Below are 13,209 nucleotides of genomic sequence, written 5' to 3'. Positions count from 1 at the left end.
CCCCGAGCGCTTCCTTAACGCATCCGCCGCTGTTAGGTAAAAGCCCATGCCCAGCCTGCTGCTCCGCTCTCCGAAGAATCCCCGACACCTGGCCTGCGCCGCGCCTTTGCTGGTCGCGCTCCTCATATTACCGGCGCCTCCCGCCGCCGCGCAGGCCGCCGATAGCCATCATGCGATGGTCGCGGCCGAGGGCGACCTCGCCGCGCAGGCCGGCCTCGACGTCCTGAGACACGGGGGCAACGCCGTCGATGCGGCGGTCGCCATCTCGTTGGTGCTGGGCGTGACGAACTCGGGCTCGTGCGGAATCGGCGGCGGCGGCTTCATGCTGATCTATCATGCGCACGAACACAAAATCTATGCGCTCGACTATCGCGAGGTGGCGCCCAAGGCGGCCAGCTCGACCATGTACATCCGCGACGGCAAGCCCGACGAACAACTCGCGCGCACGGGCTCGCTCGCCGTCGCTGTCCCGGGCGAAGTAGCCGGACTCGACGCCGCGCTCAAGCGCTTCGGCACGATGAAGTTTTCCGCTCTGGCAGCGCCCGCGATCAAGCTCGCGCGCGACGGCTTTCCGTTGAGCGAACACATGGCCCGCGACGTTGATTTTTCAGCCGATCAGACCCGGCAGGACGCGAGCTTTCGCGCGGCCTTCTTCAACTCCGACGGCACCCCGTTCAAGGCGGGCGCTACCGTCTATGCGAAAAATCTCGCAACCCTGATGGAAAAGCTCGGCGACGATCCGGTCCGCGAGTTTTACCACGGCAGCGTCGCCAACGCGATCGCAACCTATATGAAGGCCCACGGCGGGATCGTCACCGCCGACGATCTTGCCGCTTATCGTCCGGTCTGGCGCGCGCCGATTCATCTGGGCTATCGCGACTATGACCTCTATACGATGCCGCCGCCATCCTCGGGCGGCGTCGTGCTCGAGATGCTCGGGATGCTCGCGCCCGGTCATCTGCGCGCCTTCGGGGTGGACTCTCCCGCCTACCTGGTGCAGTTGATCGAGGTGATGCGCGAGGGCTTCACCGATCGCGACCAATACGCCGACCCGGCCTTCGTCAAAGTTCCGATCGCGCAACTGCTCTCGCCGACCCATCTGGCGGCGGCACGCGCCGCCGCCCTGCGCGATCACCGGCCGCCGCAGGTCAGCGTTGCGCATGATCACGGCACCTCGAATTTTTGCGTGGTCGATGCGGCCGGCAACGTCGTCGATGTGACGACGACGGTCAACACCATCTTTGGCGCAAAGCTCATGGTGCCCGAGCTCGGGCTGATCCTGAACGACGAGATGGACGATTTTGCGATCGCGCCGCAGACCCCCAACGCTTACAAGCTGATCCAGGCGCAAGCGAACGCGGTCGCCCCGGGCAAGCGTCCGCTCTCGAGCATGTCGCCGCTGATCGCGCTACGCGGCGGGCGCCCGGCGCTGGTCGCCGGCGGCTCGGGCGGTCCCACGATCATTACCGGGGTCGCGCAGATTGCCCTCGACATGCTGGATTTCAAAATGCCGGCGCAGACCGCAGTCGATCTCCCGCGCATCCACCATCAGGCGCGACCGACGACCGTCTTCGTCGAGAAGAGTATCGGGGCCCCGACCATCGAGACGCTAACCAGGATGGGCTATCAGACCAAAGTGGTGCCGGAGTTGGGCGCGGTGAACGCTATCGGGATCGCCCCTGACGCCCTCGACGGCGGCTATGACCGGCGCAAAGGCGGCGCGGCCCTCGGCTACTAAGAACCCCGGCCCCTTCTCTGATTGACGAAGGGTGGGAGGGCGCCTTGAAACTGCGGCTCAGCTTGCGGATCGAACGCGCAGGCGGTTCCTGACGCCCTTAACGCCGCCGGTCGTCTCTGCGACGTGGCGCGCCTCTCCGGAAACCCTTTCGGACGCGACCCTGCCGCGCAAAGTAACGACCCCCGCGACGGTAGTAACGTGGATGTCGGCGCCCTCGGTGATATCGTTCTCGTGCAGAGCAGTCTTCACCTTGGCGGTGATCGCAGTATCTTCCGTAGCCGTCGCGGTGCCGTGGTAAACGTTGACCGCGGCATGGCCGACGCTGGAACCGGCATTCTCGGTATCTTCGCCGGCCTTGTGAAACGACTCGCTGGCCGATTGCGCAAACAGCGGCCCCGCAAACGCGAGTGCAAGAGCAACCATTGGTACAACAGGCTTAAGGGCTGATCTGACTTTCATCGGTTTTACCTCCTTTGCTTTCAAGAAATGATTATACCGGAGCGCAAGCATAGCTAGAGCCCGTCATGAACTTCATCGAGGGCGGCCCGGAGATTGCTGACGATGAAATCGATCTCCGGTAGCCCAATCACGAAGGGCGGCGTGACCATCACCGCGTCGCCGCCGAGGAGCGGACCCGCCATCCCGATCGACGGATAGACAAAGAGGTCGCGCGTCATCGCGGCGTCGAGGACGCGCCGGGTCAGGCGCATCTCGGCTGGATAGGGCGTGCGCGTGGCCTTATCTCGCACCAGCTCGATACCCCAAAAGAGGCCCGCGCCGCGGATGTCGCCGACCATCGGATGACCTGAAAGTTCTTCTTTAAGTTGCGCGCCGAGCCGTGCGCCGAGCTCGGCGGAGCGCTCGACCAGATGCTCGCGCTCCATGATTTCGAGCACCTTGTCAGCGACGGCGCAGGCCAGTGGATGTGCGCTGTAGGTGAAGAACATGAAATTGGCGTCCCGCTGCTCGCACTCCTCGACCAGTTGCGAGTCCACCGCGATCATCCCCATCGGCATGTAGCCGCCGGTGAGGCCTTTGGCTGCGACGATGATGTCCGGCTTGACGTTCCAGTGATCGACGGCGAAGCGTTTACCGGTGCGACCGAGGCCGGTCATCACTTCATCGGCAATGAGCAGGATGTTGTGGCGCCGGCAGATGTCGGCGATCATCGGCCAGTATTCTTTGACCGGCGGGACCGCGCCGCCGGTCGCGCCCATCATCGGCTCGGCGACGAAGGCCGCGATCGTCTCCGCGCCGTGACGTTCGATCTCGCGTTCGAGCGCGACGGCGCAATCGATTCCGCATCCGGGGTAGCTCTTTTCCCACGGGCATCGATAGCAAAACGGCGGATCGATATGTGGCCAGTCAAACATGACATGCTCGTAATCGGCGCGGCGGGCGCGGTTACCGCCGACCGAAAGCGCGCCGAGCGTGTTGCCGTGGTAGGAGAGCCATCGCGAGATGATCTTCTTGCGCGTCGTGCGGCCGTGGACCTTGTGGTACATCAGCGCGAATTTGAGCGCCATCTCGATCGCCTCCGAGCCGCCGCTGGTGAAGAAGAAGCGGTCGAGGCCGCGCGGCGTCCAGCGCGTCAGGCGTGCGATCAGGCGCTCGCGTGCAGGATGAGACCATACCGGCAGGACGTAGTTGACGCGGGCGACTTCCTCGGCGGCGACGCGCGCAATCTCCTCGCGGCCTTGGCCGATATTGACGACGACTGCGCCGGCCGCGGCATCGAGGATTTTGCGGCCGTCGCGGGTGAAGAGCCACGCGCCCTCAGCGCGCTCGATCACCAGCGGCTCGTAGGGACTCTCCATGAACATCGTGGATCGCGAACTGTACTCCGACATTATGCGCGTCCCGTGCCGATAAGCTGGTTGAGTTTCATTGGGCAATCTCAATCTTCAGGAAGAACTTTAAGTTTTGTCTAAGACCGTCGGCCGCACGTATAGCTAAAGTGATACTTTAATCTCTTGAAGCAGGCGCCGCTTTGAGCTTCTTCGGCTTTTCTTACCAAACAACCTTAGCACCGCTGGCGAAACGAAAGCACCGCTGATGCCTCTCAACTAACGGCGGATAACGGCGCGGCGATCTTCTCGAGACTGGTCCCTTCGGCCGCCACGCCGAGCAGTATTTCGAATATCGCCGCTGCGAGCATCAGGGCGGCAGCGATGAGATAGCCGCCAAACAGCTCGAGCCGCGAGCCTGAATCGATGAGCCGGCCGAAAAGCCACGGCGCGACGACACCGCCCACCGCGGTTCCGGCCGAGAAGAAAATCGCGATGGCCAGAGCGCGCATTTCGAGCGGAAAGATCTCGCTCACTGTCAGGTAGGCCGAGCAGCCCGCGGGCGAAGCAAAAAAGAAGATTACGCTCCATAAAACCGTCTGGTTGGTGGCGGTCAGCGCCTGGCGATAAAAGAGGTATCCGCTCACCGCCAAGAGCGCCGCCGCGATCGCGAAGGTCGCGGCGATCATTTGACGGCGTCCGATCGTGTCAAAGAAGTGTCCAAGCGCGAGCGGACCGAGAAAATTCCCGATCGCGAAAGGCAGAAGATAAAGGCCGGTGCGATCAGCCGCGACGCCATAGTAGCGTGCGAGTACGAGTGCGTAGGTAAAGAGGATCGCGTTGTAGAGGAAGGCCTGGGCGCTCATCAACGACAGCCCGAGTATCGAGCGGCCGCCCAAGCTGGTGATTAATGGCTTCAGCATCGCGCCCAGTCCGAATTCGTGACGCGCCCGGAGCCGGATAGCCTCGGCGGGCGGCGGCGGCTGAAGCGATGCGCCGGTCTCCTGTGCAACGAGCGCTTCGATTTCGCCCAGGGTTTTTTCGGCCTCGTCACGTCGCCCATGGGTCATCAACCAGCGCGGGCTCTCCGGGATGAATCTGCGCAAGTAAAGAATTACAAGTCCGATAAGAGCGCCCGCGCCGAAGCCACAGCGCCATCCGAGGTTCGGCGCAATGAGGCGAGGGTCGAGCAGGAGCGCCGTCGAGGCGGCCCCGGCGGCGGCGCCGAGCCAATAGCTGCCGTTTATGATCAGATCGACTTTGCCGCGCAGGCGCGCCGGAATGAGCTCGTCGATGGCGGAGTTGACCGCGGAATACTCGCCGCCGATCCCGCTTCCGGTGATGAAGCGAAACAGCGCGAAGCTCCATAGATTCCAGGACAGGGCCGTCAGGCCGACGCCGATAAGATAGATACCCAGACTGATGAAGAAAAACGTCCGGCGACCGTAGCGATCGGTCAGATGGCCGAAAATCAGCGAGCCGATGACGGCGCCGGCCAGATAGGCAGAGCTTATCGCGCCAATTTGCGCGCCGGTAAAATGCAGGACGTCGGGCCGCTGAAGCACCGCGCTGATTGCTCCCATCAGCGTGACTTCGAGCCCGTCGAGAATCCAGGTTACGCCCAGGCCGATGATCAGCAGCCAATGAAACCGGCTCCAGGGTAAACGGTCGAGGCGCGCCGGAATCAGCGTCTCAAAGGTTTCTTCGTCGCGGGTTGGGATGGCCACGCAACCATTCTTTACAGCGCGGAGGGCTCCGCTGCCATCGGTCGAAAGCGCTGATAGATCGGTTTGCGGGTGCCAAAGCCGCGAAACTATCCGGTGCGGCTAGGCCGATTTTTCGAGCTTGGCGGGCTCGGGGGGCTTCGCCTCTTCCTCGACCCAGCGGAGCTGCTGATAGTTGAAGCGTGCGTTCTCGATCGCGTTGAATTTGACGATCGCGAAATAGGGCGAAAGATCGAAATCGCGCGGCGTCACCAGTGACGCTGCGACCTGCCGCAGCAACCCGGGCGCCGCCGGGCCGCCACGCCCGAAGCGCCGCAGTAAGCCGATCGGGCGCGGCAGTACGAAGCCGTCCGGATATGGCTCATAGTGCGGTACGATTGGGAAGCGCACGCGCTCGAAGCATTCCGCAATCATGCTCGAGCAGATTACGCGCGTCGGATCGCCGCTGCCGAACTGCAACGCCCGCCGCCGCAGCCGCGCCGGCACCAGATGCACCGGCAGAAAATAGCGCATCAAATCGAAAATGTTTTTGAAATCGTAGCGCAGGCCAACCGTGGCCAGGGCGTGGTCCACGACCTCGCGCTGGTCGGCGGCAGTGAGACCATAAGGCCGGCAGAGACGGATATTGAAATTCACGTATTTGCTGATCGGCGTCAGCAACACGCCGTGCTCGACCAGGGCTTCGACCACGAGGAATTCGGCCTCGTCGGCAAACTGCTCGCGCACCTCGCGCGCGCGCTCACCACCCCGCCGCATCACTTCGTCGCCGACATAGATGCAGGCGTGCGACCAGGAGCTCTGCGTCAGGTATTTGATGCATTCGCTGACGCGCTCGTTACCTTCGATCAGGATGACATCGCCCTTGCGCAGGATGCGTCGGAGCGCAGCCATATCGTTGGGGATCGTGAGTGTGTAGCGGGCGACGGGCTTGGTCAGGATCGCAATCGCCCAGGCGGCCATTTTCCGCCGCAGGTAGGTGATCGGATTGATTCGACTGAGCAGCGACATCGTATCCGCATTCTCGCGGGTCAACCCATGCTAACGCTGGGGCGCGCGGGAGAACAGATCGAGCCTGCTATGTGTCTGCGATATTTGGAAAACCGCCGGGTCTCAGCCGCTGAACGTCCCGACGATGCCGTAGAACGGCACCTGCACGACCGGTTGGCCCGGGTCATCGGTCTGGATCGCGACGCTGCCGCGCAGGGTGCCGTTGGGCGAGTTCGGCGCGAGCTCGAGCGTCAGCTTGAACTCCTTGCCGGGCGTGATCGGCGCGATTGCCGCGCTGACACCGCGGTTATTGGTCGAAACGCCGAGCACTTTGACGGCGCGATCGCTCGCGTTCACCAGCCGCGCCATCCGGACGGCGCCCGCGTGCGCTTTCACGATGCCGAAGGAAATCTGCGGCGGCGTCACATTCAGATCGCCGAGCACCGTCCCATACACCGGAATATTGAGCGGCGAAACGTTCGTGGCGATTTTGACGACATCGGTAAAGGTCGCCGCCGGCGTGGTGTTGAGCAGAGTCAGAAGCAGGACGGCACCGGGTTTGCCGTCAGTACGCGGCTGCTGGGTGACCTTGAGGTTGGGGCTCGAATTCGTGATCGACGTGATGCGGAAGCCGCCCTTGTCGATCAGATCGCTGACCATCACCTGGCGCGAGACCTCGGTCCCATGCCGCACCTTGTCGAACACCACCGGGCTCGGATTAGCGTCAACTCTGACCTTGACTTCGCCCTTGATCGTCAGCGTGACAAGTTTCTCTTTCGGGTCATTGGTCGCGACGGTGATCAATCGTTGCGAAGGACCGCGGTCGGCGCTGGTGTCGAAAGTTGCGGTGATCTGCGCGAGCTCGCCCGGCGAGAGCTGCCGTTTGTCCGGCTGCGCGACGGTGCATCCGCACGAGGTCTGCACGTTGCCGATCGTCAACTGTCCGGGGCCGCCGTTGCCGATCCAAAAAGTGTGTTCGACCTTGTCACCTTGAAAGACCGTGCCGAAATCATAAACCGGCTCGCGCACCTTGGCCGAGGGCGCCGCCGTCGAGGCGCCGGCGGTCAGCCCGCTGAGCCCGCCGCTGGACTCCGATGACAGTCCCGGTGGTAGCTGGATCGGTGCATCGCTGGAACTTTGCGCGAATCCTCGCGCGGTTGCGCCAAGCAAAACCCCAATTGCAACTATCGCGATTGCGACGCTCCGCCGATGAATTGACAAACCGTCCGCCCCGCCCTTCTCGCGCAAGTCAGGAGGCCTTCGCGAGTCGGAGTTCGCCGGCCGCGTCGCGACCTTCGTAACGCTTGAGAAAATCCGTCGCGTAATGGCCTGCGCGAAAATCCGGGTCGGCCAGAATCTGCAGATGGAGCGGGATATTCGTCTTGATCCCGTCGATCAGGTATTCACGCAGCGCGGCCTCGGCCCGCTTGATCGCGAGCGCGCGGTCTTCCGCCTGCACGATCACCTTCGCGATCAGCGGATCGTAATGCACCGGCACGCGATAACCGTCGTACAACGCCGTCTCGATCCGCACTCCCAGGCCGCCCGGCGGATGATGGCTGCTGACGACACCCGGCGACGGCAGATGAGTCTGCGGGTCTTCCGCATAGACCCGGCACTCGATCGCGGCGCCGGCAAATTTCACCTGCCGCTGCTTGAGGCCCAGCGGCTCGCCCGCCGCAAGCCGGATGCTTTCCTTCACCAGGTCGATGCCGGTGACCATCTCGGTGACGCCGTGCTCGACCTGAATCCGCGTGTTCATCTCGATAAAATAGAACGCGCCGTCGGGGGCGAGCAGGAACTCGACCGTACCGACGTTGGAATAGCCGACGACCTCGGCCGCGCGCACCGCGGCCTTACCCATCTTCTCGCGCAGCCGCGCCGTCATCGCGGGCGAGGGTGATTCCTCGAGCACCTTCTGATGCCGCCGCTGAATCGAGCAATCGCGCTCGCCCAGATGAATCGCATTGCGATGATTGTCCGCCACAATCTGAAACTCGACGTGCCGCGCGCGCTCGAGATACTTCTCGAGGTACATCGTCCGCGAGCCGAACGCCGCCTCGCTCTCGCCGCGCGCCAGCGGAAACAGTTTCGCGAGTTCGTCGGCGTCGCGCGCAATCCGCATCCCTTTGCCGCCGCCGCCGGCCGCGGCTTTGATCAGCACCGGGAAGCCCAGCCGCTGGCCGTCGGCCAGCGCGTCACGCAGCTCGGTGATTCCGGTGCCGACGCTGCCCGGCAGGGTCGGCACACCCGCGCGTTGCATGATGCGGCGGGCTCGCGGCTTGTCGCCCATCAGCCGGATATGGCGAGCACGCGGCCCCACGAAATTGACCTCCGAGCGGCGGCAGGCCTCGGCAAAATCGCCATTCTCGGACAGGAAGCCATAGCCCGGATGGACGGCGTCAGCGCCGTAGCTCAGCGCCGCGCTCATGATCGACGGAATGCTCAGGTAGCTGTCCTCGGCGGCGGGTGGTCCGATGCAGACCGCCTCATCGGCCATCCGCACATGCAACGCGTCCTTGTCCGCGGTCGAATAGACCGCGATCGTCTCGATGCCTAATTCGCGACAGGCGCGGATAATCCGTATCGCGATCGTACCGCGATTCGCCACCAGCAATTTCTTGAATGTCGCCATGCTTGTTTCGGCCTAGCCGATCTCGGTTCCGGCTCAGGCGGTCTCCCTGGTTGCGGCTCAGCCGATCTCGACGATGACGAGCGGCTGCCCGTATTCGACCGGCTGCGCATTTTCGCACAACACTTTCACCACCCGCCCCGCCACCTCCGCCTCGATCTCATTCATCATCTTCATCGCCTCGATGATGCACAGCGTCTGGCCCTTGCGCACCGAATCGCCCTCTTCGACAAAAGGGTCGGCGTCGGGCGAGGAGGCGCGATAGAACGTTCCGACCATCGGGCTGACAATCAGCCGCTGATTCTCGGCCAACTCGGGCGCGGCAGCCTTTCCTCCTTCCCGCGCCGGCGCGCGCACATGACGCGACAGCGCGGCGGTCGTGGATTGACCAGGCGGCGGCGCTGCGACCGCCTCGCGCGGGCGGCCAGCACGCACCAGTCGCACCTTGCCGCGCTTCTTGTCGTCTATCTCAAGTTCAAGCAGCTCGTATTCTTGCATCAGGGCGAGCAGCGCTTTGATCTCCCGCGTCTCCATCAGGCTTTCTACTGAACTCCGCCCCGCTCCTCCTGCTCCTGCGACTCGGCGCTGCGGCCGCTTCGCAGTCCCGCCACGATCGCGCTTCACCCTTTCTCGGCCTCGCTGTGCGCTGTCGTGGCGTCGATTCCCACCGCGGCCCGTAGCGCCAGTATATAGGTCTCCGCGCCAAAACCCATGATTCGCCCGGCCACGACATCGGCGATCGTCGAATGATGGCGAAACGCTTCACGCTTATAGACGTTGGAAAGATGGACTTCGATTACTGGCGCGTCGAGCGCAGCGATCGCGTCGCGAATCGCGATACTAGTATGAGTATAGGCCGCTGGATTGATAATCAAAACGTCGATTTGCCCGCGCGCCGCCTGGATGCGGTCGACGATCGCGCCTTCGCTATTCGACTGAAAGGTCTCGACCTTGAGGCCGAGCTCGCGGCCGAGCGCGATCAGCCGCCGATCGAGCTCGCGCAGCGTCGTGCGGCCGTAAATCTCGGGTTCGCGCTCGCCCAGCAGGTTGAGGTTCGGCCCATGAATCACCAGCACGACCGGCGTCCGCCTCACGCTCGCCACCGCCACCACCTCGCCCCTGCTCTTTGTCGCCATCAGCCCTGCGCGATATTGAACCTCACAGGGTACGGACGTTCAAGCGGCTCGCGCGTCGATAGGATTCGAGTTCTCATACCGTTGCTGACTCGCTTGGGCGTGAATGCGCCACGGCCGGCGCGCTGGAAAACAGCTTGACCAAAACTGGCTAATCCTTGCCGACGAACGCCGTTCATTCTATACAGTGGACTGGCATCGCTGCTTAAAAGCCCGAAATCCCCGTCTAACCAGGAGGAAATTTCGATGGGTTTCAATCATGGTCAACGTCGCCCTCCGGCCGCCCGTGGTTATCTAACTCGCTGGGTTTTGCCTGTCGTCGCGTCGTGCCTGGTGCTCGGGTTAGCCGGGCTGGGCGCAGACGCGGCCACACCCTTGTGCGTCGGGAAGGGCGCCGGCTGCTTCAGCACGGTCCAGGCGGCGATCAACGCGGTGAATTCGACCAACAGCACCATCGTAGTTAATCCCGGAAGCTATACCGCAACGTGCGGCGGTCCAGGATGCGCGGTCGGCATGATCAGCAGCACCGCAGCAAACGGCGCCTCGCTCAGCGGCCTGACGCTGCTCTGCGGCAATGGCCAACTCGCGCAATCGGTAGTTCTGAATGCGAGCGGCCTTAACCATGCACTCTACGTGAGCGGCGTGAATGGGGTGACGATTGCGGGTTGCACCGCCGCGCACGCGGCCCGCGAAGGCATTCTCGTCGAGAACAGCAACAACGCCAACGTCACGAACAACCAGGTCACCCTCAACGACCAGGCCATGAGTGCGACAATTGGTCTGGGTACTCCACCGTGTCCGTCGTTCCTGTCACCCGGTACACCTCCTGGTGTGATTCAATGCTGTCCCGATGCGTTTGCCGGCGGCCCCGGGAATTTTCCGAATGACAACGACGATTGCGGCGAAGGTGTTCATCTGCGCAGCGTGACCAATTCGGTGGTGCAGGGCAATCACGTCTTTAACAATATCGGCGGGATCTTGCTCTCAGATGAAACCGGTCCCAACTCCAACAATTTGGTGAGCCGCAACCTCTCGGAGAACAACCGCGAATTTGGTGGTGATTGCGGGGTAACCCTGGCTTCGCACATCACCTGTGCGGCCGGCTCGACCGACGTTACGGGTTGTACCCTGGCGCCATCGACGCCGTCGGCGGGCGTATTCCACAACGTCGTTGACAGTAACGTGATGCAGAATAACGGCGCTTCCGGCGCCGGACTCTTTGCCAATCCTGGCATCCCGCCGGGTTCCGCAACCGCCGCCTACGGCAATGTGATCTCAGGCAACATCGTCAAAAACAACGGCCAGCCCGGGATCGCGATTCATGTCCATGCGGCCAACGGTAACGCCGATAACAACGTGATCGTTAACAATACGGTGAGCGGCAATGGCGGCGACTCGGAAGCGACGCCCGGCGGCACTCCGCCGGGCCTCGGCATCGAGCTCCTCAGCAACGGTGATTTCGGCAATGGCTTTGGCGCCGCCACGCCGATCGTGGGGACCACGATCGCGGACAACATTGTGTCGAACGAAGATATCGATATCTGGGTGGGCAACACGGACACCGATGCGAACGCGATGCTCAACAATCTGATCGGGAGCGGCGCCAGCGGCATTACCAACGCCGGAAGTGGAAACGTGACTGCGACCGACAACTGGTGGGGATGTCCGGATGGCCCCGGCGCCTCCGGCTGTTCCAGCACTTCGGGCGCGGTTACCAGCAGCCCGTTCCTGTCACATCCGGCGCGATGAGTGATGCGTGCGTTCGCGCTTGTCGCTCGACCCGATGCGGGCTACGCTGGCGCCGATCAGCACGAAAATCCTTCCGTTGGAGCCGGCGCATGGCCAAAAAAGAACCCTTCACGATTGCCGTCCCCGAGGCTGTCCTCGAAGACCTGCGCGACCGCCTCGCCCGCACGCGCTACCCGCGCGACTTCGCCAACCCCAACTGGGAGTACGGCACGAACGCTGATTCTGACCCACGGCTGGCCGTGGACCTTCTGGGACCTGCACAAGCTGATTCGCCCACTGACCAATCCGGCGGCTTTCGGCGGTGACCCGCAGGATTCCTTCGACGTCGTCGTGCCGTCGCTGCCGGGCTATGGCTTTTCGACCCCGCTGACGACCCCCGGGATCAATTACTCAAACACCGCCGACCGCTGGGTCAAGCTGATGCAGGACGTGCTCGGCTACAAGAAATTCTCGGCTGAGGGCGGCGATTGGGGCGCGATCGTCACCGCGCAACTTGGGCACAAATATGCCGATCGATTGATCGGAATTTATACCCACTTGCCGATTACGCTGGGTTTCTTTACTGGCGGTGGTCCGGCCCCCGAAGACTACGGGCCGGGCGAAGAAGGTTGGCTCGAGCACAACCGCAATTTCATCGATAACGAAGCTGGCTACATGCGTTTGCAATGCACCAAGCCGCAAACCATCGCCGCGGCGCTCAATGATTCACCCGCGGGACTCGCCGCGTGGATCGTCGAGAAGCGCCGCACTTGGGGCGACTGTGGTGGTAACGTCGAGAGTCGTTTCAGCAAGGACGATCTCTGCACCACCTGCACGCTCTACTGGATCAGCGAGAACTACGGCACCTCGGCGCGCTACTACTACGAGGCGGCGCATAACCTCTGGCAGCCCTCGCACAACCGCACGCCGGTCGTCGAAGCCCCGACGGCCGCGGCACTCTTCCTCAAGGAGGTGATGCTGATGCCGCGCAAATGGGTCGAGCGTTACTACAATCTCAAGCGCTGGACGGTGATGCCGTCGGGCGGCCACTTCGCGCCGATGGAGGAGCCGCAGATGCTCATCGACGACATCCGCGCCTTCTTCCGAACGTTGCGCTAAACACTAGCGGTGCGCGGGCTCCGCGCGGAGCGCGCCGCTCTGCGTGCAGTGGGCACACGAGAGCGTATAAACTGCGGCAGCGGGGAGGGGTGGCCGAGCGGTTGAAGGCACCGGTCTTGAAAATCGGCAGCGACGCGAGTCGCTCGTGGGTTCGAATCCCACCCCCTCCGCCATAGACTCTTCGCCAGCTCAAAGGCGGATTCGTAATAGACTGCGTCGTCCCACTCGTTCAGACATATAAAATCGCACACGTTGGAGGCTCATTATGCCAGAGCGGATTCTGAGTAAAGATGAAATCGCGGAGATGGAGAAGCTCAGTGTCGATCGCGTGATTGAGGCGATCGAGGCGGGCGACAAAGCC

Annotated in this window: 12 protein-coding genes and 1 tRNA gene; 5 read left to right on the top strand and 8 right to left on the bottom strand. The window is 62.9% G+C overall.

Annotated elements, in window-relative coordinates; translation table 11 throughout:
* The first annotated feature begins 46 nt into the window (after positions 1-46).
* Entirely contained in the window at positions 47-1,738 is a 1,692-nt protein-coding gene (ggt, locus tag VKS22_12045; protein ID HLW71340.1) for a gamma-glutamyltransferase, read from the top strand.
* Between the two features lie 57 nt (positions 1,739-1,795).
* On the opposite strand, the gene VKS22_12040 is transcribed toward ggt, so the two are convergent.
* The 8 genes from VKS22_12040 to aroQ form a co-directional block, all read right to left on the bottom strand.
* Complete coding sequence (locus VKS22_12040) at positions 1,796-2,197, bottom strand: BON domain-containing protein (protein ID HLW71339.1); 402 nt, start codon at positions 2,195-2,197, stop codon at positions 1,796-1,798.
* A gap of 53 nt (positions 2,198-2,250) precedes the next feature.
* Positions 2,251-3,555 (bottom strand): aspartate aminotransferase family protein, encoded by a 1,305-nt coding sequence (locus VKS22_12035; protein HLW71338.1) that lies wholly within the window; start codon positions 3,553-3,555, stop codon positions 2,251-2,253.
* Positions 3,556-3,800: 245 nt separating this feature from the next.
* Positions 3,801-5,252, bottom strand: a complete 1,452-nt coding sequence (locus VKS22_12030) for an MFS transporter (GenBank protein ID HLW71337.1) — start codon at positions 5,250-5,252, stop codon at positions 3,801-3,803.
* A gap of 99 nt (positions 5,253-5,351) precedes the next feature.
* Positions 5,352-6,257, bottom strand: a complete 906-nt coding sequence (locus VKS22_12025; GenBank protein ID HLW71336.1) for a YiiX/YebB-like N1pC/P60 family cysteine hydrolase — start codon at positions 6,255-6,257, stop codon at positions 5,352-5,354.
* Positions 6,258-6,359: 102 nt separating this feature from the next.
* Positions 6,360-7,484, bottom strand: a complete 1,125-nt coding sequence (locus VKS22_12020) for a DUF1573 domain-containing protein (protein ID HLW71335.1) — start codon at positions 7,482-7,484, stop codon at positions 6,360-6,362.
* Position 7,485: 1 nt separating this feature from the next.
* Positions 7,486-8,871 (bottom strand): acetyl-CoA carboxylase biotin carboxylase subunit, encoded by a 1,386-nt coding sequence (accC, locus tag VKS22_12015; protein ID HLW71334.1) that lies wholly within the window; start codon positions 8,869-8,871, stop codon positions 7,486-7,488.
* Between the two features lie 57 nt (positions 8,872-8,928).
* The gene (gene accB, locus VKS22_12010) at positions 8,929-9,402 is read right to left on the bottom strand and encodes an acetyl-CoA carboxylase biotin carboxyl carrier protein (protein HLW71333.1); all 474 of its coding nucleotides are present in this window, start codon (positions 9,400-9,402) and stop codon (positions 8,929-8,931) included.
* Positions 9,403-9,488: 86 nt separating this feature from the next.
* A complete protein-coding gene (gene aroQ / locus VKS22_12005; GenBank protein ID HLW71332.1) occupies positions 9,489-10,004 on the bottom strand; it encodes a type II 3-dehydroquinate dehydratase in 516 nt (171 codons plus the stop codon).
* 243 nt (positions 10,005-10,247) lie between these two features.
* Between aroQ and VKS22_12000 the strand changes: the two genes are divergently transcribed.
* The 4 genes from VKS22_12000 to VKS22_11985 all read left to right on the top strand — a co-directional run bounded on the left by VKS22_12000 (position 10,248) and on the right by VKS22_11985 (position 13,021).
* Positions 10,248-11,750 carry a right-handed parallel beta-helix repeat-containing protein gene (locus tag VKS22_12000; GenBank protein HLW71331.1) on the top strand — a complete coding sequence of 501 codons (1,503 nt, stop codon included), beginning with the start codon at positions 10,248-10,250 and terminating at the stop codon, positions 11,748-11,750.
* An 89-nt stretch (positions 11,751-11,839) separates the two neighbouring features.
* The gene (locus VKS22_11995) at positions 11,840-12,055 is read left to right on the top strand and encodes an epoxide hydrolase N-terminal domain-containing protein (GenBank protein HLW71330.1); all 216 of its coding nucleotides are present in this window, start codon (positions 11,840-11,842) and stop codon (positions 12,053-12,055) included.
* The gene (locus tag VKS22_11990; protein ID HLW71329.1) at positions 11,967-12,848 is read left to right on the top strand and encodes an alpha/beta fold hydrolase; all 882 of its coding nucleotides are present in this window, start codon (positions 11,967-11,969) and stop codon (positions 12,846-12,848) included. The genes VKS22_11995 and VKS22_11990 overlap by 89 nt, the downstream gene beginning before the upstream one ends.
* Positions 12,849-12,931: 83 nt before the next feature.
* Positions 12,932-13,021, top strand: a tRNA-Ser gene (locus VKS22_11985).
* The last annotated feature ends 188 nt before the right edge of the window (positions 13,022-13,209 follow it).

The sequence above is a fragment of the Candidatus Binataceae bacterium genome (genome assembly GCA_035308025.1).
In the GTDB taxonomy this organism is placed as follows: Bacteria; Desulfobacterota; Binatia; order Binatales; family Binataceae; genus JAJPHI01.
The sequence above is the reverse complement of the archived record's forward strand: the minus strand, read 5'-3'. Positions and strand labels throughout refer to the sequence as shown.